Raw genomic sequence first — 22,687 nt, forward strand, 5'->3', positions numbered from 1 at the left:
ACTCGGCTAAGGGCAGTTTTCAATTCTCAGAGGAAAAATCATTGTGCTAGATTCCAATCTCGCCACCCAATCTTCTGCTGTGGGTGTAAGTTCTGATGCGCTTGCTCCGCAGACTTCTTCCGGGATCACTAGTTCTAGCAGTACCAGTTCAACCTTTCCAGAACTCACTTCAACATCGGCAGCAACTTTGATCCCCGTGGGGACGACAGGATTATCTGCTCAATATTTCAACAATCAAGACTTTACAACTCCCGTTTTGACTCGCACAGATGCCACAGTAGACTTTGACTGGGGGCAGGATTCACCCGATGCGACGATCGCCGCCGACCATTTCTCAGGGCGCTGGATTGGGCAAATCTTGCCGACTCAATCAGAAGCCTACACGTTCTATACTCACTCAGATGATGGGGTGAGGCTGTGGGTGAACGGACAACTTTTGATCGATCACTGGACTCCTCACGCGCTGGCCGAAGACAGTAGTGTAATCAATCTCATCGCCGGACAGAAGGTTGATATTCAGCTTGACTATTATGAGCAAGGCGGCGATGCCGTGTCTAAGCTGCTGTGGTCTAGCCTCAGTCAAGTTAAAGAAGTGGTTCCTCAAAGTCAGCTTTCTACGGGCGATCGTGTTGCCCGCAGTCAATCGGCTGATTTCACCAGCGCTCTAGACTGGGGTCCACTGGCAACCAATGAGGTTAGAGATAGCGTTAGTTCAACTAATCTCAGTGATTATTATCGCTTTAGTGTAGACACACCCAGTCACTTAAACTTGAATTTAAGTGAGCTAACTGCCAACGCTAATCTGAATATATTAGATAGCCAGGGCAACGTGCTCAACTCTTCAGCAAATGATGGAACAATGTTAGAGACGATCGACGCACTGCTCAACGCTGGCACCTATTATCTTCAGGTATATACGAGTGGAGATGTGCAGACTAACTATCTACTATCGGCGATCGGGCGATCGTTAACTGAGCAAGCCCAGAGCGCTGACTCATTTGTAGACTCGATGGGAGTCGCGACGCACCTGCGCTATACCGATACGAGCTATGGGCGCTACAGCGATGTCGTAGAACCCAGACTGCGAGAGTTAGGCATTCGCCATATTCGAGATGGGGGTAACAATGCTGGTATGTTTGAGAAGCTCAATCGGCTGGCAACTTTTGGGATTCGATCAACCCTTGTAATGGATCCCCGCGATGGCATTACTCCTGACAATGCGGTTGACTTACTCAAAAAAGTGTTGCCATCAGTGACCGCGATCGAAGGTCCGAATGAGTGGGATGTCAATTCGACGCTGACTTACAAAGGCAAGTCTTTTCCAGAAGGGGTGGCTGACTATCAGACAGACTTATACAATGCGGTGAAGGGCGATCCGGCTACGTCATTTGTGTCGGTCTTAGCTCCTTCGCTGGCGTTTTCTGAAAACGGCTCTCGCATGGCTTCTCTGGAATCGGTGGTCGATCATGGCAATATGCACAGCTATGCCGGGGGCAACCAACCCGATCAGGATTTAGATACTAAGTGGATTCCTAACACGAAGAAAGTTTCGGGAACTCGCGCGATCGTGGCAACTGAAACAGGCTGGCACAATGCTGTCAATGATCCAAATCCTAGTCAAAAAGCAGTCTCAGAGGGTGTTTCTGCGAAGTATCTTCCTCGAATGTTTTTAGAATATTTCAACCGAGGAGTGAAGCGCACCTTCTCGTATGAATTTATGGATGAGCGAGCAAAGTCCGACATGGAGAACAACTTTGGGCTAATTAGAGCCGATGGCACTCCTAAGCCCGCGTTTTACTCAATCAAGAATTTAATTAGTTTGCTGCAAGATTCTCAAGGCGCGGCGGTTTCGGGTTCTCTAAGTTATTACCTGACTGGCAACACCAAAGACCTGCGGCATACGCTGCTGCAAAAGAGCAATGGCGATCGCTACCTAGTGATGTGGTTAGATGTAACTAGTACAGATGCGCCCGTCAGCCAGAAAGTTACCTTAAATCTGATCACTCCGACTCAACAAGCGACGACTTATTTAACAAATAGCTCGATCGATCCGGTGAGTCAATATACCTCTCCAACCCAAATCGTGTTGGATGTTCCCGATTCGCCATTAGTGGTGAAGTTGACCCCACAAGCGACGGGTTAAGAAGAAACGCTAAAGTTTTTGTATTGAATCGGAGTCATAATCGGTGATTCTAGAAGTTGCGGTCTTAGATGTTAAACCCGGTCTAGCTCCTGAATTTGAGACTACTTTCAAAGCAGCTTCAGCGATCGTTGCTAGTATGCCGGGTTACATTTCTCATCAACTCCAACGTTGTATAAAAACGGCAAATCGCTACATTCTGCTGGTGTACTGGAACACTTTGGATGACTACATTGTTGGATTTCGGTCATCAGCCCAGACGGAAAGCACATTATCACAGCTTCAGCAGATAAAACGGCTCGTGTGTGGGATTTACCGGGCACGCAAATTATCCAGATCAATGGGCATCAGGGAAATGTATTGAGCGCTCAGTTTAGCGCGGATAGTCGTTTTTGAAGACAGGAAAAGTTCAGGCTTGGAACTCTGCTCCCCTGAGTCAACTAATTACACAGGGATGTAGTTGGCTGTCTGACTCCCTGAAGAATGCGCCCGATTTATTAGAGAGCGATCGTCACCTCTGCGACAACGAATCGGCAACCGCACAGAAACCGAAATAAACTAACGTCAGTTCGACAGAAGTGGTTCGCTCCGGTTGTGAATTCGGGAAGCCCCCTAAATCCCCCACAAGTGAGGGACTTTGAAACCGAAAGTATTGACTCAAAGTCCCCCAGAATGGGGGATTTAGGGGGCAGAAGCTGCTGAGAACGAAGCGAAAAAACTCGTCGAACTGACGTTAAACTAGCGTTCTGAAAGCTTGAATTTTCTGCTTGCATCTATGCCACGAGAATACATGCAGTCAAGGCAAAGCTTTTGTGGCAACGTTCACCCAGGATAAAGCAAAGGTGACACTGCTGGACACCAGACAAGTTTTAAGGATGCGTCAGGTTCGATCAGGCTCTGGTATCCAGTATGTCAATGCTGGTTATCACTTGTTCAGTAAGGGAAAGGAAGCCAGAATCGAGATCAACAACAAACCTGCTTATGAAAATTGTGTCACCCCATAGCCTGAATCCCTGGCCTGAGAAATGCAACAGGGCGATCGCTGTATCAACCTCTTCTCGACACACAGGTGAAACTGACTACTCACCTCCCTAATCAAGAGCCGATGCGAAGGAGCATTGTAGAACCCGTTGTAACCGGGAGCATCTCACCTTTGTGATGAGTATTCATCCTCAGTGTCAATCTTGCTGAAGTCCAGCGACGGTTTCTAGTTGGTCGATGAGTTGGCGGAGTTTAGCCGGGTCAATGGAATTGCTATCTAGGAAGGTGACGAGAACTTGAACACGATCGCCCGCATTTTGGGGTTGTTCGGCAAGTTCAACCTTGCCATCTTGGTAAATTCCTTCAATAGCTCTAAGCACAGGGTGTTGAGTAGAGACTCTTTGATAATAAGAGAAATCCGCGAAATAAAAGCCGATTGTCAATTGACTCTTTCACCATCAGAAGAGCGACTTTGCTCGACTTGCCGAATCTCTCGTTCGAGAAAATAGTTGAGTAGCGTTCTGAGCAACACGATCGCGCCTAAGTTAAGAATGTCTTGACGGTTTGGAGCGACAGCAGTTCGCAAGATATCACTGGCCACACTAAATTCTAGCCCCAACGCCAAAGCTCGCCCTAACTGGAGGCGAATCAATTCTGTTGAATCAAAATGAACGCGCGATCGAGACAGCACTTGTTTCAAGTAAGTCAAAAATCCTTGAATGACCGCTAACCCGATGACAATTGCTGCCGAGATCTCTGCCACCGCTGCTAAATATCCGATCGTGACCTTTAACCATGACTCTAAAAGATCGTTAGAAGTGACGACTCGATCGGCTTGCTCAACATTAAGACTGAGAAGCAGCACTAATCCTAAAATCAGCGCAAAGGGCAATAAAAGCGTGACCAGCGAATCGCGATTCTGTTTCATTGAATAAATCTCTGTGTTGCTCTACACATTCAAATAGTTTGGTAGGTGCGTTATTAAATTAACGATCGTCACTATTAAAGACCCTATGCCTGTTAGAGTCGCAGATTGAGACTCATCGTAAATAATTAATAGCGCTCCACAGTAAATTAATTAGCCCGATCTAAGCTCTGCCTTCAGATAGACAAATAATCTAAATAACACCCTTTAGGATTGAACTTAAGAGGTAGTATTGATTTTACTGGGATAGCCTTTGAGTTTGAACAAACTCCAGCAACCTTGAACTGATGCTTCGCTGTATAATTGCAAGACTAATGGAGAGTGAGCGATGAACGCGATTCGTGTAGCTTTAATTGAAGACCACGATCTGACACGATTTGGCATTCGTGCGATTTTGCAGCAGCAACCAGAGATTGAAATTGTGGGTGAAGCAAGAGATGCAAAGTCAGGGCTAAAGCTGCTAGAAACCACCCGACCTGACGTGGCGATCGTCGATGTAGGCTTGCCCGATATGACCGGAATTGAGCTAACCCAGCGCTTTAAAAAGTCTCAGGAAGCTGGAGAGTCTGCATCTAAAACTGGCGTGTTGATCATGACGATGCAAGATGACGAAGCTGTGGTGCTGGCTGCATTTGCGGCTGGGGCAGATTCTTATTGCATGAAAGACACGAGCTTTAATCGGTTATCTGAAGCCGTCAAAACCACCGCAGAAGGCAACGCTTGGATCGATCCGGCGATCGCACGCATTGTGCTTCATCAGGTGCAAACGTCTCCCGATCAAGCGGCTGCATCTCCGGCTTCTAGCACGATCAACATCAATCGGCTATCTGACGAAGATAACGAAATGATGCTGACTTACCCGTTAACTGAACGTGAGCTAGAGGTGTTGAGGCTAATCGTCGATGGATGCAGCAATGCCCAAATCGCCGAGAAGCTTTACATCACGGTGGGAACAGTCAAAACCCACGTTCGGAACATTCTCAACAAGCTGTGTGCGGACGATCGAACTCAAGTGGCCGTGCGCGCCCTCAGAGCCGGGCTGGTTCAGTAGCAGGTTTCAAGCTTTTTGATCGAGACGAATTGCCTGTTCTAAGGCTGCTTTTTCTCTGGCTCGATCAACGTAAGGTTGGAGTTTTTCGGCGCTCCAACCCGTCAAAATCTTCAAGTCGTCTACCCTAATTCCTCTCATCAGCATGTCGATGCACCAGGTTTGTTGAGGCTGCTCGATCGTCGGAGGCCGCCCGTCTGGCGTGAGAAACTCTTGCGTTAATTCTCGCCATTGCTGCCGCAGTTCGCTTTCAGAGAGGGAGCTTCCGACCTCATTGATGAATAAGGCTGGCTGGGGGTCTTTGCGACTTTTGAGCCACTGAGTTAACGGATTTTTTGTGTAAGAGCCATAGCGTTTGCCCAGAATCCACTGATTGATCGGCACTTGGCGCACCGTTCCTTGGCTAACTTGCACAAGCTGCTGGTGAGCGTCATGAATATAGTGCGATCGCTCTAATCTCACGACCTCTGTAGGACTCAGCCCTGCCCCAAACAGCACATAAACCCAGGCGTAGGATTGTAATCCCTGCTGTTTGGCCCGCTGCAAAATTGAGTGAACCACTTGAGTCGGGAGATCCGCGATTCGCTCGATCGCCGTGTTCTCGACTCGCACTAAACTGCTGGAATCTAGCGAAGATAGCTCTGCTGGTGAGACTGCGCCATGTAGAAACAGCGTCACCAAGTTTTCTAAAAAATCCTGTCGGTCTTGCCAGAGGTTATGAAATTCGCTCGTAAACTCAATCACGGCGTAGCCTAAAAGCATTCCATTCAGCAAGCTGGCGAGTCGCTCGGCTGACAAATAGCTGTGTAACTGTCCACGATCGATAACGGTCTGAAAATATTCAGCCACATAGCGATTCGCTTGCGTAAAGCCTTGCCCTAACGCCTGTCGGTTTTCAGAAGGATATTGCCCCGCTTCGCCGACGACCGATCGCACGACTTCGGGCACTCGCTCCAAAGCTTGCAGACAGGCGATCGCATATTCGTTAAGCGCTTGATGCAGACTGCTGGTCTGATTGGCTTGCTCAACGAGCGCTTGACCCAAAGTGGTAAAAACGGCTGCCTCTTCGATCACAGCTAACAGCAGCCCGTGTTTATTGCCAAACTGACGAAAGAGCGTCACTTCGTTGACATCGGCTCGTTCTGAGATTTGCCGGGTGGTCGTTTCGGTGACTCCCTGTGAGGCAAATAGCTCTAGTGCAGCCGTGATTAACCGTTGCCGGGTGGGGTTTCGCTGAGACGACATAGGCAAAATGCAAGTAACACTTGCAGAAATAACGAACACTTGTTAAGCTGATCAATGTAAGTAGCACTTGCATTTATTCCTCTACTGTAACGGTCTTCTAGCGGAAGCGTGGATGTTTACTCGTGCGTCGAGGAAGTTTGTTGATCGGGCAACCCGATCGAGCACAGATTGATCTCGTCATCTAAACAAAGGATTTTTATGACCTCTACTTCGATTAAACCTAAAGCTGCGAGTGAACCGCCATCGCTGCAAGAAGAACCCAAACTAGATTGGGTGACTGTAGGATTTTTTGGAGCGTTTCACGCGATCGCGCTGTCGGCTCCCTGGTTTTTTTCGTGGTCAGCGCTAGGAGTGGCGGTGGTGCTGCACTGGCTGTTTGGCAGCATTGGCATCTGTTTGGGATATCACCGTTTGCTGACGCACCGCAGCTTTCAGGTGCCCAAGCCGTTAGAACGATTGATCACGCTGATTGGTGCTTTGGCGTTGCAGGGTGGGCCGATTTTTTGGGTAGCAGGGCACCGTCAGCACCATTTGCACACTGAAGATGTGGATCTTGATCCCTATTCGGCAAAGCGCGGGTTTTGGTGGAGCCATATGCTTTGGTTGTTCTATCCGCACCGTCAATTTTTTGACTATGACTCCTGTAAGAAGTTTGCACCTGACCTCGATCGTGACCCGTTCTATCGCTGGTTGAATAAGAACTTTTTGATGCTTCAGATCCCAGTTGGGGTAGCGCTCTATTTAGCGGGTGGTTGGTCGTTTGTGATTTATGGGGTGTTTGTGAGAGCCGTTTTGCTATGGCACAGCACTTGGTTGATTAACTCGGCAAGTCACATCACAGGCTACCGCACGTTTGAGATAGACGACAATTCACGAAACCTATGGTGGGCAGCGATTCTTACTTATGGCGAAGGCTGGCACAATAACCACCACGCTTACCCTAACGTGGCAAAAGCGGGCTGGAAATGGTGGGAAATTGATATGACGTGGTGGGCGATTCAAGGTCTAAATCGGTTGGGTTTGGTGAAGAAACTTGTTCTGCCGCCAAACGACTGATAAACGACACAAAATTTGAAAAGGTCAGGGCAAACGAGGTTTGTTCTGACCTTTTTAGCTTTAAAGATTACGTCAGTTCGACGAGTTTGTCCGCTCCGATTGTGAATTCGGGAAGCCCCCTAAATCCCCCAATTTGGGGGACTTCAAGCCAGAATTTCGGTTCAAAGTCCCCCAGAATGGGGGATTTAGGGGGCAGAAACCGCTGACAATGAAGTGAACAAACCCGTCGCACTAACGTTAAAGATCAAAGAACTGAACAACAGCTAATCCATAAAATAGAGATAGTTCCGTAACAGCTTCATCAACGTTGTAGCTAAGTTTGCTGAACTGACTGAGTATTGTTAAACTTAATTCGTCTCGTGAGAGGTTAAGCATATGTCAAATCCTGGATGGTCTGCTCCGACTCGTCGCCCTCTGCCGATCGTTCTGGTGCGAGGGTTTGGGGGCACCGATACCGCCGATGAACGCAAGATGACCTATCAAGGATTCAACGATGGCAGTGTCTACCCACAAAAGCGGGGCGAAAATTATATCTATGAAGGGCTGATTCTGCGGTTCATGAAATCGCACTGGAGATATCAAGACACCACCAATGTGATTGGCTACTATGCCCATAATCTGTCTGCTCTTCCCTTGATTCCGGCAGAGCTTGAGGCGTTTGATCCGAGTTTCTTTCAAGGAAAAATCATTATCGATCCAGCAATGGCACTGCGATTATTGCAATCGGACGATGACCCGTGTCATAGCTTGTGGGTGTTTCGCTATTATGATTTGTGCGATCGAGAGTTCTCAAAATATGGCGAAGCGTTGGTGCGGCTGATCGATTTCATTCGGGCTTTGGCTGAAGTCAAACACGGCATTAAACCCAAGGTAAACATCATTGCTCACTCAATGGGTGGGCTGGTGGTTAGAGAAGCGATTCAGCGCGCTTACCCAAAACGAAGCGTCACGGCTGCCGATGAAGCCATCAACAAAGTCGTCACGTTAGGAACGCCGCACAAGGGCATCGCGTTTCAGGTGCTTCGCGATCTACACTGGTTGGGCATCGAGTCTGCCGACGAGTTTGAACACTTCAATCCTGACAATCAGGGCCCTGCTAACAGTGCAGGCTATCAGAATTTTGCTCAGTGCTTTCCGCTCGATCGCTTGCTTACCGTCGTGGGCACCAACTATAAGGCTTATAACAATCTTGCTGCGTCTGCCCTGAATCGGGTGTTTTCAGTTGCAGGAGAATTTGGCATGAACTACAACCGCAGCGATGGTCTAGTCAAGCAAGATTTTGCTCAAATTCCAGGGGCACCTCGGACGTTTGTGCACAAGCCTCATGGCGGGTTTGATTCGTTAATTAGCGCTCGTGAGTCGTTTGAAGTGGCAACCCGATTCTTTTTTGGCGATGTGCGGGTGCGGCTGCGTCAAGTTCGGGCACGAGTTAAGCGCGGCTTTGACTTATTTGGCAAAAGCGAGTTTTTCTTTGGCGTATCGATTAAACCGCGTGGCGTAGATTTTGAGTTGTTCCACCAAAGCAAAGAAGCCGAAAATTGTTACGGGCCGTTTCGCACCGGGGACTTTAGCGATAGTCAGCTTTCTTTTGGGTGGGCAGACGATCGCAAGCTGATTTGGGAAGGGTTTCTCAACAGTGCTGCCAGTTTGACCCAAACCGATCTCGTAATGCGAATGGAGTTTTATGTCGGTGAACGTGATTTGTTTGGCGTGGGCTTCTCCGATAACATTGTGTTTGCCAAGCAATATTATGTGCGGGCGATTTTGAAGCCAACCCTTCAGCTTTATCTGTATACGGGTGAAGAGTTTGCTGATGGGGATGACTCGCTAAAAAGTGCAACTCCGATGCGAAGAGTCAGCGATGGCTGGGAATTTGATATCGTTGGAACTGGCTTTGTCGGAACGTATCACATTGAACTCGATCGGATGCCCGAAGAAGGAGCCGCGATCGGATTCTGAAGGCAAAGACCTCTAACTTTTTGAAAAAGTCGGAGGTCTTATGGTGTCTAGCTACTCAACCGAACGAATTAACCCGTCGAGAAAACAAATCGACCTGTTGAGAGAGCGCATTAATCGGTTGAGAGAAGGCATCAACCTGTCGAAAAAACGTATTGACTCGTCAAGCGAATGTATTGACCCGTCGAGAGAACGAATTGACCTATCAAGATAAAGAAATGGTAAACCTTGCGTCTCTACGTTCCCCTATTTTCCGTTCCTTTTTGAAGAGTCTTTAAAGACGATCGTTGGTTTGTTCTGGCTTGGCTGCGATCGGGCACCTTCGCATTACCAAGATCAATTCTCAGGGAACGCATGATGACGACTCAAAACACGAACAACCGCTTAACTCCCAGCATTTTGGGTGCAGACGAAGAGGTGTTCCAAGGATTGCAAACCATTGCTGAATACGCGCCCCAACGCCAAGAAGCTTCAGTCTCCAGGCTCGAAGCGACTCAGGCTGAGATGGTGAGATTGCAAAAGCTCGAAGTTCAGCTTAAAGCCCAATATCGCGCTGCTTTGGATGCCGCCCGTTTAGCTGAATGGAATTTTCACAATGGCATTCTTGAAGCCAAGACTGCTGTAATTGCTCAATTTGGGTCTGACAGCAGCCAAGCTCAAACGATCGGACGTAAGAAAAAGTCGGCTTATAAGCGCCCTGCGCGGAGGCAGAAAGTTGCTGTGGCATAACCGTGCGGTTCTGTCGGAGACTTGCGTGAATGGGAGTTTGACGAGTTTTGTCGCTGCGATTGCGTCCCGCCCGTGAATAAATTCCGGGCTAACGGTGCGAAGTCCGTTGAAATGGACTGAAGACCTCCAGATTCGGTTCGGAGTCCCCTTTAGTGGACTTTCCTCGGTTAGCCTGGATTTCAATCACGGGTGGAGCAACATCGAAGTGAAATAGACCTCAAAGACTCTCAGACATTCTCTTAGACTGAGAACAAAGCGGGGAGCGATCGCATTAAAAACGATCGCTCCTCGCTTTGCTTTTTCATCAAGCCCGATCGTCGTTTCGCATTGGGTGCGTGAAACTCTCAATTGAGTTGAAAGGTTTTAAACTAGACTAAATGGCAACAACGATGGAGAAAGATCACATGGGAACCATTTCAATCCTTTTGGAAAGGGAGATAAACGGTTTTCGCGCTAGTGTTTTGGGGTTGCCTGACTGTCAGGCTCAGGGTGTCACTCGTGAAGATGCCTTGTCAAATGTGCAAAAAGCATTGAGCAAACGTCTAGAGTCTGCGGAAGTGGTCACGATTCCCCTGGATTCATTCTCTCTCCCTAAGCTAGCTGGACTTTTTAAAGATGATCCGCAGTGGAATGAATTTCAAGCAGCAATGGCTTCTTATCGACAAGAGGTAGATGCTGAACTGGAAGCTGAGTATCTTCAGTCAGATCAGCCAAGTTCAGTCGCATGACATTGTGGATATTGGATACAGATCATGTGTCGCTGTGGCAGCAAGGGCATTCACAGGTGAGTCAGCAGATTGCCGAAAGAGGAATGGGGTCGATCGCGATGACGGTGATTACGGCTGAGGAACAATTGCGAGGACGATTAGACGTAATCCGACGGGCAGAGTCGGGAACGATGCGGGTGTTGGCTTACGCTCGCTTTCGTGAAACGTTGATTTTTCTGGGGCAGAGTCTGCGGTTGTTAGAGTTTAGTGCGGAGGCTGATATTGGCTTTGCTAAGTTGAAGCAGCAAAGAATCCGCATCGGTGCCCAAGATTTGCGGATTGCTGCAATTGCACTTGCAATAAACGGGACTGTAGTTACTCGAAATCGGCGCGACTTTGAGAAGGTGCCGAGTCTAACGATTGAAGATTGGACGATCGAAAGAAATAGCTAAATTGGCATTGCTGAATAGAAATGATTGGTAGGGGCAATCCCCCCGTGGTTGCCCTCCGTCAGGGTAGGCACGGGGGCACTACCCCTACAGGCTATTTAATCTGATTCTGCAACGCCGCTAATTACGATCGCTGGTTTAGTTTGGAGTTCGCTGAAGTTCGATCGGAGTTTTACATTCGGCGGTGTGTCTCATTAGATTGCCCAATCTTCGAGACACAAACCTTCTACTAGAGAGAAGTCGCGCTGATTTCGAGTAGCTACTATTGCTCCAGTTGACAGTGCGATCGCAGCAATCTTTAGATCTTCTTGAAGTCGCTTTTTTCTCAGCGATCGGTCGAGTTGAAGAAGCTGCGTGTATTGAGTATTTGCAGAGTCATCAAAGTTCAGAATTTGAACTTTTTTCAAGAAATCTAACGTCAGCGAGAATCGCGTATACAACGAGACAAGCTCACCTGCTAATCGTGGATCATTAATGCGAGTTACCCAACCATTGAAGAGTTCCTGGGCTGTGATCACTGTTATTGCCACTTCCGAATCTCGTTGCTTGATTCGATCTGTGACTAGCGGATGTCCTTGCAAAGCGAGTGAAACATGATCAGTGTCTAAAATCCAGAGGCTCATGCGTTCGGTTCAATCCACTCGATCGAGATCTCTTCGTTATCTTCGACCTGCCGCTTTGCCCAAAGCTCGTCTGCTAATTCTGCAAAATAGCGATCGTCTTTAAACAGTCCTAAGAAGGGCGGCCAAGACTGCTCTTTGGAAGAGGCTGAGTCAGCAGTGGGTGAAATGTGGACGGGTAGCACTTCGACGGAGGCTAATCGGTCTGATAAAAGTTGCCGAATTGCCGCTAACGCTTCCTCTCTGCTTGAGCGTTCTAGTGTGCAGTTTGGCAAAGCTGGAACGGTTGCCAACACACAACCATTTGCCTGTTGCTCTAACAAAATGTGCCACGTAATATCTGTCGAGGATTGGGAAGCGGCATGAAGGTTCATTGAGCTAGACTCCTTTACAGCGTCCTCATTTTAACGTGCGAAGTGGCTAGAGTGCGATCGCTGCTTGCAGAGACTCATGCTCGTGATTTTTCATTCCGAGGTGAGCATTGCAAGTGCGATCGCATTCCATCAAGCCCGATCGAGGCTTTGCACTCGACATAGCCCAGCTTTTAACTTGAAAGCCGATCGAGACTCTGCTGGGCGATCGCTGCACGATATTCATCGCCAAACTCAACAAAGATCTCTAGTGCTTGCTGTAGACAAGTTTTTGCTTCTGCTTGGTTTCCCTCTGCCTCTGCGAGAAATCCTAGCTGACCATAAGTGCTGGCTTGCGAGTAGCGATCGTTGAACTCGATGAAGATTTGCAGGGCTTGTTGGTAGTCGGTTCGTGCCTGCTCAAACTCGCGCAACTCCTGCGCCACAATGCCTAAGTTGTGGTAGGTGCTGGCTTGCGAGTAGCGATCGTCGAACTCAATGTAGATTTGCAATGCCTGTTGGTAGTTTTGTCGTGCCTCCTCAAGCTCGCGCAACTCCTGCGCCACAACACCTAATTGGTGACACGTACGGGCTTGAGCGTAGCGATCATTGAATTCGATGTTGATTTGCAGGGCTTGTTGGTAGTTTTTTCGCGCCTCCTCAAACTCGCGCAACTGCCGCGCCACTGTGCCTAATTGGTGGTACGTGACCGCTTGAGCGTAGCGATCGTTGAACTCGATTTTGATTTGCAAGGACTGTTGGTAGTGGGTTCGCGCTTGCTCAAACTCGCGCAACTCCTCCGCCACAACGCCTAAGTTGTGGTACGTGCTGGCTTGATTGTAGCGATCATTGAACTCGATTTTGATTTGCAGGGCTTGTTGGTAGTTGTGTCGTGCCTCCTCAAACTCGCGCAACTCCAGCGCCACCACGCCTAATTGTTGGTAGGTACTGGCTTGATTGTAGCGATCATTGAACTCGATTTTGATTTGCAGGGCTTGTTGGTAGTTGTGTCGTGCCTCCTCAAACTCGCGCAACTCCAGCGCCACCACGCCTAATTGTTGGTAGGTACTGGCTTGATTGTAGCGATCATTGAACTCGATTTTGATTTGCAGGGCTTGTTGGTAGTTGTGTCGTGCCTCCTCAAACTCGCGCAACTCCAGCGCCACCACGCCTAATTGTTGGTAGGTGCTGGCTTGATTGTAGCGATCATTGAACTCGATTTTGATTTGCAGGGCTTGTTGGTAGTTGTGTCGTGCCTCCTCAAACTCGCGCAACTCCAGCGCCACCACGCCTAATTGTTGGTAGGTACTGGCTTGATTGTAGCGATCATTGAACTCGATTTTGATTTGCAGGGCTTGTTGGTAGTTGTGTCGTGCCTCCTCAAACTCGCGCAACTCCAGCGCCACACTGCCTAACTGGTGGTAGGTGCTGGCTTGATTGTAGCGATCATTAAACTCGATGTTAATTTGCAGGGCTTGTTGGTAGTTGTGTCGTGCCTCCTCAAACTCGCGCAACTCCTCCGCCACCATGCCTAACTGGTGGTAGGTGCTGGCTTGATTGTAGCGATCATTAAACTCGATGTTAATTTGCAGGGCTTGTTGGTAGTTGTGTCGTGCCTCCTCAAACTCGCGCAACTCCTCCGCCACCATGCCTAACTGGTGGTAGGTGCTGGCTTGATTGTAGCGATCATTAAACTCGATGTTAATTTGCAGGGCTTGTTGGTAGTTGTGTCGTGCCTCCTCAAACTCGCGCAACTCCTCCGCCACCATGCCTAACTGGTGGTAGGTGCTGGCTTGATTGTAGCGATCATTAAACTCGATGTTAATTTGCAGGGCTTGTTGGTAGTTGTGTCGTGCCTCCTCAAACTCGCGCAACTCCTCCGCCACCCTGCCTAATTGGTGGTACGTATTGGCAAGAACCTTTCCTTTAACTTCTTTTGGTATTAGTTCTTCACGTTTTTGAATAAGGTCTAAAGTTATTTTGTAATACTCTCGTGACTTCTCATAGTCTTTTGCTTCTAAGTATTCACGAGCCAAACAATCAAGAAGCCCCAAGATAATTAGTTCGATTTCAAAACTATGCTCTTCGATAGGATAAGCAGCAAGTTTGTCATAAACTGACTGTGCCAACGCAAACTTCCCTTTTTTATCCTTAACTAAACCTAAGTATTGATTGAGACAAGCATAAATTTGAATAGTTAATTTGTCTTTTGCATTCAAGGAAATCTGCAAGGCATTGTAGAGATTCTCATACTCTAACTGGCAGAAGTCAATTCCCGTTTGTCGCTCTTGCGGCTCTTTCGAGTCCATTAATCGATTGTAATGCCTTGCTCCCCCTAGATAGTGGTTCTTAAAACCCTCAGATAGCGCCTTACGAGTTGCCACATCCAGTTGATTTAGCTTCGTTTTCAAGAAATAAGGAAACACAGGTTGGATCGTGAGCAAGTGCGGGTTATCTACATTGATTGGCGACAGCAAGCCCCAATCGATCGCTTCCTCTATTGCTCCATCAAACTGCTCAAACGGATACCTCTCAAACGGCGCTAACTGCCGCAACTGTTCTGCATATTGTGGCAACGCTGAGTGAAAAAGAAACCCGCTAAAGGTCGCTAAACACACCAGCAGCTTTTGAGCATCGGATGACAAATTGCTGTGCGAATACTCCACACATTTCAAAATACTCGCCGTCTTATCCGCGCTCCCCGAATCCAACGTCACATCCCCCGAATCCAACCCCGCCAAAACCTCCGCCGCCGACCGGCACCGCAGGTTTTCCAACACCCCCTCCATCGCCAACGGATGTCCCGCCAGCAGCTTCATCAGCTTCTTAAAGTCGTCACTTTTCCGCAGCCGCTCAATCTTGCCCTCGTTTTGCACCTGTCGCGCCAAAATCTTCTCAGCCAGTGCCGTGCGCGACTCCTGATCTAACCCCCGCAACTCATAGACCGCTCCCTTTAGCACTCCATCTAGCCACGCCTCCCGACTGCGAGAACCCAACACCACCTTTGTTTTGCCCCCCACCAATCGTCGCAAAAAGTCCCGCAGCTTCTCCTGCTCCTGCAAGTCCAGCGTGTTTTGAATCGCCAACGCCTGCCCCGTCACCGACTCCAAATTATCCAACATCAGCCCAAACGGCTGCGAGTTGAGCGTCGCTGCCAGCTTTTGCACCTGCGCCCCCACCGACATCACCTGAAACTGCGCCGCCTCATATTTGTCATAAACCCGCTGACCGATCGCAAACAAAATCTGCTCCAGCGTGTGCGCCTTTTGGTCATAGCCAAAATAAAACACCTCTTTGACAAACTGCGTCGTCTGCCACCACTCGCGCAAATAGTTGAGCAGCGTCGTCTTGCCCGTGCCCCCCATGCCCTGCACCAGCAAAACATTTTGCCGCAGCAGCGATCGCTCAATCTTCAAAATCTCCAAATCGCGACCCACAAACCCATAGGGCGGCGCTTCAAACCGATAGGCAAGCTCCTGCTGCTGCCAATACGCCTCCTCTTCTTGCGGCGTAAAGCTCCGCAGCCCAAAATCGACCTGACCGCGCCGATAGACTACAGGCAACAGCCAATCCTCTAAGCTAATCGTCTGATTAAAATATGCCTTGCGCTCCTGACGATCGCACAACGCTTTTCGCCCTAGCCTAATCGCCTCATCCAGCGACTTTTGGGCAAACAACTGCTGATAGAGCGTCGTCATCAAAATCTTCGCCGCCGTCACCGTGACGCTATAGCCCATCGCCAACACCGTCTGCATCCCCGCTGCCATCAACGCCGCGCCTAGACTCGTCTCCCGCTCATCGCCTCTGACTTGCTTCGCCGACTGACACGCATTCAAAATGCACACCGGGACATTCTTGCCAGTCAGCAAATCTGCCAACTCTGCCGCAACTCGCAGATCCGATTTCCCTGGAATGCCGCTCTCAAACGACAGAAACCCTTTCACGCCCTCAAACGACTCAACCTGCTCCCCAAAAGCTCTAAACGTAAAGCGATCGCGCGGCATCGACTTCAATTGCTCATAGCTCATCACCGCCCCGTGCATATCTAAATGAACGATGTGATAGAATCCCGCGCCCTTCTCCTCCAAATGATTTGATAACGCCTCAAACGTCGCAGGACGAAGCAGATCAACATTCACCCGCAGATTGCTTTGTTGAATCAACTCAATCAACGGACGCGAAATGGTGCGATGGTTGACATCGTTTTCTTCTCCCGGTCGCGCCGTCACCACCAGCAAATTAATCACCGCAGAAGGAGCCACGATCGCCTGTTCCGCTCTAGCCTCCACCAGCTTTCGCACCATCACCCGATCGACCGCCAACGGTCTGGGCATCTGAGGATCATGCAACGCCTCCCAATGCAGCGCCTGAAACTCTGGACTGTTGCCTATAATCTCAATCTGCCTAATCGAACTCCGAATTCCCTTGTACTCACTGTAAGCATCGACATCCCGCTTAAACACTTGCTCAAACAGCGATTCGCCATACGATCGCACACTCACTTTTGCCGCCTCTGCCTTCACCGTATCCAAACCGGGAAACACTAACCACCGCTCAAAATACCATTCCAGCCGCTCTTCATCTAAAGGCGTAAACGGGTCGCAAACCTCGATCTGATACTCATTATCACCGTCAAACTTTAAGACCGCTTTGAACCCAGTTTCCGTCTTTTGCTGCTCTCGAATGGTAATGATAGACATGGGCGATAATTTCCTGTCTAGAAGCGTGCATTAAAGACTACATTCTTCTAACACAAGCTCCCAGAAAAATCCGCAACAAACCAAACGTTGGAAGAAAACTCTATGCAGCTTAGTGAAGCCGAACTCTTGCAAGTGCAGCAAACCCTGCATGACTATGAGCCGTCGCAGAGCGCGATCGCAACTCTCATCGACCACGAAGGCGATTTAGATGCCAGCTTAGAAGCGATGCTGCGATCGGAAATGGGCCAAGCGGCATTTGGAGAGAAGCCGCTCAAACAAGTCGTGTTAGACGTGTTGCGAGAGCAGATTTGTGGCGATGACGGCTTTCGGCAAAGGTTGACAGAATACACCAAAAAAACAGAAAGTACGCCCCTATTGACCGGGCTGATTGTGTATCTAACCAGTCAAATTGTGTTGCCATTCCCCATCAATCCAGGATTAGCAACGTTAATCGTTTTGTATATCGCTAAGTTTGGCTTTGATGTTTATTGTCGCTACACCGAGCCAGCTAAATAACCTACGTTTACCGTTCCTTCGTGCGGATGTGTCGCATAAATCAACGTGAGTTCGACAAACGTGGTTCGCTCCGATTATGAATTCGGGAGAGCTACCTAAATCCCCCAAAATTGGGGGACTTTGAACCGAAAATTTTGGCTTGAAGTCCCCCAATTTGGGGGACTTAGGGGGCAGAAGCCGTTGAGAACGAAGCGAAAAACTCGTCGAACTCAGGTTAAATCAACGCGATCGCAGCGTCCCAATTTGCGTCAACAATCCCTGTTGCTCTTGCGTGTCGTTAATCCCTTGAGCCACAGCAAACGCTTGTTGATAATAGCTGTCTGCGGCAGTCAAATCGCCCTTTGCTTGATAGAATTGCGCCAACCCCTTTAGCGATGCAATCACCTGTCTAGAATCGTTTTGCTCTAGTGCCAGTGCCAATCGTCGATCGAGCATTTCTGAAGCGTTGGAGTTTTGCCCTAATCCATAAAACGCACGAGTCAGCCCTTCTAAGGCGCGAAATTGACTAGGACGATCGAGGCTATTTTCTGAGATAAACAACGCTTGTCGATAGCTAACCATTGCCGTCCGATAATCGCGAATCGCTCGATAGGCATCGCCCAAATTATTTAGCGTATTTGCTGCACCCGGATCGCTGGCTTGTTCGCGCAATGGCTTTGCTTGCTCGTAGTAGCGAATCGCATCCTGATATCTGCCTTGTGAATAGGCAACGAGTCCCAGGTTGCTCAAAGACAAACCTCGCCCAGCAGGATAGTTAATGTCTTGGGCGATTTTTAAGCCCTCTGCAAACGTTTTTTGCGCCTCCGAAGCGCTGCTACGCTGCATTAGCAAAGTTCCTAAATTGTTAGCCGCATAGATTTGATTTTGGAAATTTTTAGTGTCACGAGCGATCGCCAAGCTGCGCCGCACCGCATCTTCTGCTTCAACAAAACGCCCCAGTTGCGAATAGGCTTTACCCAGCGCTTCATAGGTAGTGCCTTGCGCCTCAACTTCTTTGATGTCGTGATAGATTTCTAGCGCTTGCAGCCAAGACCCGATCGCTTTGTCAACAAATCCAGCTCGCTGTTGTTGGTTGCCTAAGCGTATGAGGCGATCGGCTTCTGTTCGAGCAGTTCCACGAGTGCCGTTGTTGAGGTTGATGGTCAGTTGATCACTTAGTTCTGATGCGATCGCAACCGGAGTCAGCGCAATTCCACCTGCCAGAAGTTGAGCAACTCCTAACCCAACTGCAAAAGGTGCTACCATCCAACGCATTTCAGAACCTCCACCCAGAATCATTGAGCCAAAGAGACGTGACTAATCCAGACTAGCCTCTAAAGGCGCTGAATCCAATCCGTATCCTTGAACACTATTCCCATCGAGATAGATGGCTCTAATATCTTCTGGCAAAGTTGTTTCTAAAAGCTGATAGCCTTCTCGTAGTCGCGCTTTGACCTCAGCCGGAGGAATCTGTTCGCCTTCAGCTTGCAGGTAGGCAGAAATTCGCGTGTCGCTCCAGTGAAAGGTTTGCGCCAACGTCACCATCAGCCGCAGCGTAGGCGGAAGCTGGTCTAATGCCCGATCGATATAGCACCAAAATGGCGGCGACATTGCCCGGAGGTTGTAGTGAATCTCCTCAACGGGCGGCAGTTCTGCCTGATTGATGCAGAGTGCTGTGACATTAATCAGCCAACTCTGAAACGTGATTTCTTCTGACCCAAAAGCCCGCAGGTCTAGCCCGTCCATTTCATAAAAAATGTGTCGCCACAGCCGCGCAAACAGATAATCGGCTTGAACAGGCGATCGCGCTCGGTGCTGAATCAACGTATAAACCATCGGGCTATAACGGCAAAAAATCGCCGTAAAGTATTGCCCAGCCTCAGAATATCGTTGAAATAGCACCAATAATTCTTGATCACTGTAGTGAGACAGCGATTTGACGATCGGGTGATTGGCTTCAGGAAAAGTTGGGATAGCCACAGCTTGGGTTCAAACTATAGGACATGCACTGTAACTATATACAGCGTCTTTCTCGATCTGGAGATCTTTTTTTTCAAAATCTAGCGCTTTAGAGCATCAGTTGCTCAAATTTCTAAATTTTTACTAAGTTCGTTACGGATTTGCTCAAACTGAGCTTGATAGAATGAATAGAGTCAGGGATACTAACCAATAGGTTTGTCAACTTGCTACGATCGTCCACCCTTTTTGGTCTTCTATGGGATTAGATAGCTTATTCTCCACCCAGGGAATCATGGTCATGCTGCTGGGTGCCTATGCGGTTGCCATGTGGATGTTTTTGACCAGTGCGCCCAAGGTGCATACGGTGATGGTGTCAGATGTGGAGTTGGCACGAGATTTTTATGAAGGAATGCTAAATCTGCCAGTGGCGGATGTGCCCTTGCACTATTACTACAACTACGAGCAGTCACTCGGCACCGCAGGCATCAGCCCCATGTATCTGTCGGGCAATATGGGCAGCACGACAGCACGAGGCAACGGCAACGACGGGTTGTGGTATCAGCTTAAAAAGAACACGCAGCTTCACGTCATTTCGGGCGCGAGTTTGGGCGAGAAGGAGCGTCAGCGTCATGTTTGCTTCGATCGTGACTGTCTAGACCAAATTCTGTTACGCGTTCAGGCATCCAGTCTGAAGCATAAGATTCGACGTGAGAAACCGCTTAACTTTTTAGTTAAAGATTTCTCTGGTCACGTCGTCGAGCTTGCAGAAGTCTCTAACTAAAACTCTCTGTACGCCCCATGTGACTAAGAACCCTCACCCCAACCCCTCTCCCGCAGGAGAGGGGCTTTCAAGCGATCTCTAGTTCCCTCTCCTTGGGGAGAGGGCTAGGGTGAGGGCTGTATTTTCAAACATTTTAGAAAAGTCACACATCACGTATCTGTAGGCATTCAAGAGAGCGGATACTCTGTTCGCTCTTTTTGCATTTTGAGGATTTTATTCAAAAAAATAGCCCCCTCACGGAAGCTATGTTTATGGTGATTTGACTCTAGGACACAGACTATATTTACCGATACAAAAGGTAAAAACTGTATAGAGCATTGCTGAAGGCGGAGTCTAACTTAAAGAGTGGGTGAAAAATTCAGTGTTTTGACCAGAAACGCCCACTTATCGACAATCTCCTCAATCACTTTGGCAGTCGGTTTGCCAGCACCATGTCCTGCTTTCGTCTCAATCCGAATTAGAACCGGATAAGCGCCTGAATGAGCCACTTGCAACGCTGCCGCAAACTTAAAACTGTGAGCAGGCACCACGCGATCGTCGTGGTCTGCCGTCGTGATTAATGTTGCCGGATAAGCCGTTTCTGATTTGAGTTGGTGCAGAGGTGAATAGGCATAGATCGCTTTAAATTCTTCTGGGTCTTCAGGAGAGCCATATTCCGCTGTCCATGCCCACCCGATCGTAAATTTGTGAAACCGCAGCATATCCAACACGCCAACAGCAGGTAAGGCTGCCCCAAACAAATCGGGGCGCTGAGTCATACACGCACCAACGAGCAGACCGCCATTGCTGCCCCCAGCGATCGCGAGTTTCTCTGATGATGTATATCCATTTGCAATCAGCCATTCTCCAGCCGCAATAAAGTCATCAAAGACATTTTGTTTCTTCAGCTTCGTCCCGGCTTGGTGCCAGTCTTCGCCATATTCACCGCCGCCGCGCAGATTAGGCAAGGCAAACACACCGCCAAGCTCCATCCAAACGAGATTGCCGACTGAAAAGCTAGGCGTGATCGAAATGCCAAATCCACCGTAAGCATACAGATAAGTCGGATTGCTGCCGTCGAGTTTTAAGCCCTTTTTGTGGGTAATAAACATCGGCACTTGCGTCCCGTCTTTGCTGCTGTAGAAGACTTGGCGAGTCTCATAATCATCCGGGTTAAAGTCTACTTGCGGCTGACGAAACAAAGTGCTTTCATCCATTAACAAGTTATATCGGTAGATTGTGGGCGGAGTGGTAAAGCTAGTAAAGCTGTAGAACGTTTCGGTGTCTTCTCGCTTTCCACCAAATCCTCCCGCCGAGCCGATTCCAGGCAGGGCAACTTCTCGAACAAAGTCACCCCTCAAGCCGAAAATTTTGACTTGGCTACGAGCATCTTTGAGATATGAGGCGACGAATTGCTGATTGAGTAAACCAACGCCTTCGAGGGTTTCTGCCGATTGAGGAATAACTTCTTGCCAATGTTGACGATCGGGCTGTGTCACGTCGATCGCGATCACTCGTCCGCGTGGCGCATCCAAATCAGTCTGGAACCAGAACAGATTCTTCTCGCTGTCGATAAAGCTAAAGCTTGCCTCAAAGTCGCTGATTAGCTCGACCACAGGCGCATCAGGGTTTGATAAGTCTTTGTAGAAAACGAGATTACGCGGATCGGTGCCAAGCCAAACCGAGACAATGAGATACTGTCCGTCTTCGCTCACGCCGCCTTGAAAGCCCCATTCTTTGTGATCGGGGCGATCGTAGATCAAGCTATCTTCAGCCTGATCAGTTCCGAGCCGATGATAGTAAAGTTTTTGAAAATAATTCGCGTCTTCTAGCTTGGTTTTTTCGTTCGGTTCGTCATAGCGAGAGTAGAAAAAACCTTTGTGATCATGCGTCCAGGATGCGCCAGAGAATTTAATCCACTGCAAGCGATCGTTCGTGTCTTCCCCCGTTTCAATCGATCGCACTCGCCACTCTTGCCAATCTGACCCAGACGTAGACAATCCATACGCCATCCATGCTCCGTCTTCGCTGATCGATAGCCCAGAAAGCGCCACCGTGCCATCTTCTGAGAGCTTGTTGGGGTCGAGCAAAACTCTCGGTTCGTCTTCTAAAGCATTGAGCGTGTAGAGAACGCTTTGATTTTGCAATCCATCATTTTTGAAATAGAAATAGCGATTTCCTTCCTTAAACGGAACGCTGTATTTTTCGTAATCCCAAAGTTGCGTCAGGCGCTTCTGAATCGCTTCTCGCACTGGAATTTGTTGCAAATATCCGAACGTGATTTGATTTTGCGCCTCAACCCAGGCTTTCGTCTCATCAGAATCAGGATCTTCTAGCCATCGATAGGGGTCAGAAACCGAAACGCCATGATAATCGTCAGTCTGCTCGATTTTGTGAGTGTCGGGGTAACGCAAAGCTTGATCAGAATGGGACATAATGCAGAATCCTAGAATGTGAATCACCTTCTAGTGTGCGATCTTTGGCTTAAAAATTCTATTGGGGAGCGATCGAGAATCCATTTTTCAGCCTCAAATTCTTTCTTTAGAAACTTTGTGATGTGAATTCAG

General features: G+C 48.7%; 21 protein-coding genes and 1 pseudogene. 12 read left to right on the forward strand and 10 right to left on the reverse strand.

Going from position 1 to position 22,687, the window contains the following annotated elements; genetic code table 11:
* Positions 1–43: 43 nt before the first annotated feature.
* The 4 genes and pseudogenes from C7B65_RS11140 (at position 44) to C7B65_RS29610 (ending at position 3,144) form a co-directional block, all read left to right on the forward strand.
* Entirely contained in the window at positions 44–2,143 is a 2,100-nt protein-coding gene (locus tag C7B65_RS11140; protein WP_073071932.1) for a PA14 domain-containing protein, read from the forward strand.
* Positions 2,144–2,186: 43 nt separating this feature from the next.
* A pseudogene (locus C7B65_RS29600) lies at positions 2,187–2,378 on the forward strand (antibiotic biosynthesis monooxygenase family protein); the annotation flags it as partial.
* Between the two features lie 11 nt (positions 2,379–2,389).
* Positions 2,390–2,536 carry a WD40 repeat domain-containing protein gene (locus C7B65_RS29605; RefSeq protein WP_397428392.1) on the forward strand — a complete coding sequence of 49 codons (147 nt, stop codon included), beginning with the start codon at positions 2,390–2,392 and terminating at the stop codon, positions 2,534–2,536.
* Positions 2,537–2,907: 371 nt separating this feature from the next.
* Positions 2,908–3,144: an MliC family protein gene (locus C7B65_RS29610; RefSeq protein WP_073071933.1), complete on the forward strand. Its 237-nt coding sequence runs from the start codon at positions 2,908–2,910 to the stop codon at positions 3,142–3,144.
* 174 nt (positions 3,145–3,318) lie between these two features.
* Here C7B65_RS29610 and C7B65_RS11155 read toward each other — a convergent pair whose 3' ends face one another.
* Complete coding sequence (locus C7B65_RS11155; RefSeq protein WP_143162051.1) at positions 3,319–3,501, reverse strand: hypothetical protein; 183 nt, start codon at positions 3,499–3,501, stop codon at positions 3,319–3,321.
* A 59-nt stretch (positions 3,502–3,560) separates the two neighbouring features.
* A complete protein-coding gene (locus C7B65_RS11160; RefSeq protein ID WP_073071937.1) occupies positions 3,561–4,049 on the reverse strand; it encodes a DUF1622 domain-containing protein in 489 nt (162 codons plus the stop codon).
* Positions 4,050–4,374: 325 nt separating this feature from the next.
* Between C7B65_RS11160 and C7B65_RS11165 the strand changes: the two genes are divergently transcribed.
* Positions 4,375–5,097, forward strand: coding sequence for a response regulator (locus tag C7B65_RS11165; protein ID WP_073071938.1), 723 nt, complete (start codon positions 4,375–4,377; stop codon positions 5,095–5,097).
* Between the two features lie 6 nt (positions 5,098–5,103).
* On the opposite strand, the gene C7B65_RS11170 is transcribed toward C7B65_RS11165, so the two are convergent.
* The gene (locus C7B65_RS11170) at positions 5,104–6,339 is read right to left on the reverse strand and encodes a TetR/AcrR family transcriptional regulator (protein WP_073071940.1); all 1,236 of its coding nucleotides are present in this window, start codon (positions 6,337–6,339) and stop codon (positions 5,104–5,106) included.
* Positions 6,340–6,537: 198 nt separating this feature from the next.
* Here C7B65_RS11170 and C7B65_RS11175 point away from each other — a divergent pair, with 198 nt between their 5' ends.
* The 3 genes from C7B65_RS11175 (at position 6,538) to C7B65_RS11185 (ending at position 10,080) form a co-directional block, all read left to right on the forward strand.
* Entirely contained in the window at positions 6,538–7,395 is an 858-nt protein-coding gene (locus tag C7B65_RS11175) for an acyl-CoA desaturase (protein WP_073071942.1), read from the forward strand.
* Between the two features lie 375 nt (positions 7,396–7,770).
* The gene (locus C7B65_RS11180) at positions 7,771–9,354 is read left to right on the forward strand and encodes an alpha/beta hydrolase (protein ID WP_073071944.1); all 1,584 of its coding nucleotides are present in this window, start codon (positions 7,771–7,773) and stop codon (positions 9,352–9,354) included.
* Between the two features lie 351 nt (positions 9,355–9,705).
* The gene (locus C7B65_RS11185) at positions 9,706–10,080 is read left to right on the forward strand and encodes a hypothetical protein (RefSeq protein WP_219898490.1); all 375 of its coding nucleotides are present in this window, start codon (positions 9,706–9,708) and stop codon (positions 10,078–10,080) included.
* A 183-nt stretch (positions 10,081–10,263) separates the two neighbouring features.
* Here the strand turns inward: C7B65_RS11185 and C7B65_RS27785 are convergent, their stop codons facing one another.
* Positions 10,264–10,428 (reverse strand): hypothetical protein, encoded by a 165-nt coding sequence (locus C7B65_RS27785; RefSeq protein WP_181314381.1) that lies wholly within the window; start codon positions 10,426–10,428, stop codon positions 10,264–10,266.
* 56 nt (positions 10,429–10,484) lie between these two features.
* Between C7B65_RS27785 and C7B65_RS11190 the strand changes: the two genes are divergently transcribed.
* A complete protein-coding gene (locus C7B65_RS11190) occupies positions 10,485–10,808 on the forward strand; it encodes a type II toxin-antitoxin system HicB family antitoxin (RefSeq protein WP_181314382.1) in 324 nt (107 codons plus the stop codon).
* Positions 10,805–11,239, forward strand: coding sequence for a type II toxin-antitoxin system VapC family toxin (locus C7B65_RS11195; RefSeq protein WP_073071950.1), 435 nt, complete (start codon positions 10,805–10,807; stop codon positions 11,237–11,239). Before C7B65_RS11190 ends, C7B65_RS11195 begins: the two co-directional genes overlap by 4 nt.
* 191 nt (positions 11,240–11,430) lie before the next feature.
* Here C7B65_RS11195 and C7B65_RS11200 read toward each other — a convergent pair whose 3' ends face one another.
* The 3 genes from C7B65_RS11200 to C7B65_RS11210 all read right to left on the reverse strand — a co-directional run bounded on the left by C7B65_RS11200 (position 11,431) and on the right by C7B65_RS11210 (position 16,906).
* Positions 11,431–11,859 carry a type II toxin-antitoxin system VapC family toxin gene (locus C7B65_RS11200; RefSeq protein ID WP_073071951.1) on the reverse strand — a complete coding sequence of 143 codons (429 nt, stop codon included), beginning with the start codon at positions 11,857–11,859 and terminating at the stop codon, positions 11,431–11,433.
* Positions 11,856–12,230 (reverse strand): type II toxin-antitoxin system HicB family antitoxin, encoded by a 375-nt coding sequence (locus C7B65_RS11205; RefSeq protein ID WP_073071953.1) that lies wholly within the window; start codon positions 12,228–12,230, stop codon positions 11,856–11,858. Before C7B65_RS11205 ends, C7B65_RS11200 begins: the two co-directional genes overlap by 4 nt.
* Before the next feature lie 170 nt (positions 12,231–12,400).
* Entirely contained in the window at positions 12,401–16,906 is a 4,506-nt protein-coding gene (locus tag C7B65_RS11210; RefSeq protein WP_106253992.1) for a tetratricopeptide repeat protein, read from the reverse strand.
* A gap of 102 nt (positions 16,907–17,008) precedes the next feature.
* On the opposite strand from C7B65_RS11210, the gene C7B65_RS11215 reads away from it, so the two are divergent.
* The gene (locus tag C7B65_RS11215; RefSeq protein ID WP_073071957.1) at positions 17,009–17,422 is read left to right on the forward strand and encodes a hypothetical protein; all 414 of its coding nucleotides are present in this window, start codon (positions 17,009–17,011) and stop codon (positions 17,420–17,422) included.
* Between the two features lie 219 nt (positions 17,423–17,641).
* Here C7B65_RS11215 and C7B65_RS11220 read toward each other — a convergent pair whose 3' ends face one another.
* Both C7B65_RS11220 and C7B65_RS11225 read right to left on the reverse strand, forming a co-directional pair.
* Complete coding sequence (locus C7B65_RS11220; RefSeq protein ID WP_181314383.1) at positions 17,642–18,667, reverse strand: tetratricopeptide repeat protein; 1,026 nt, start codon at positions 18,665–18,667, stop codon at positions 17,642–17,644.
* 51 nt (positions 18,668–18,718) lie between these two features.
* Positions 18,719–19,381, reverse strand: a complete 663-nt coding sequence (locus C7B65_RS11225; RefSeq protein ID WP_073071959.1) for an RNA polymerase sigma factor — start codon at positions 19,379–19,381, stop codon at positions 18,719–18,721.
* 235 nt (positions 19,382–19,616) lie between these two features.
* Between C7B65_RS11225 and C7B65_RS11230 the strand changes: the two genes are divergently transcribed.
* Positions 19,617–20,141 (forward strand): glyoxalase-like domain protein, encoded by a 525-nt coding sequence (locus C7B65_RS11230; protein WP_106253993.1) that lies wholly within the window; start codon positions 19,617–19,619, stop codon positions 20,139–20,141.
* A gap of 338 nt (positions 20,142–20,479) precedes the next feature.
* Here the strand turns inward: C7B65_RS11230 and C7B65_RS11235 are convergent, their stop codons facing one another.
* Positions 20,480–22,555: a prolyl oligopeptidase family serine peptidase gene (locus C7B65_RS11235; RefSeq protein WP_073071963.1), complete on the reverse strand. Its 2,076-nt coding sequence runs from the start codon at positions 22,553–22,555 to the stop codon at positions 20,480–20,482.
* Between the last annotated feature and the right edge of the window lie 132 nt (positions 22,556–22,687).

The organism is Phormidesmis priestleyi ULC007 (assembly GCF_003003695.1).
GTDB lineage: Bacteria > Cyanobacteriota > Cyanobacteriia > Leptolyngbyales > Leptolyngbyaceae > Phormidesmis_A > Phormidesmis_A priestleyi_A.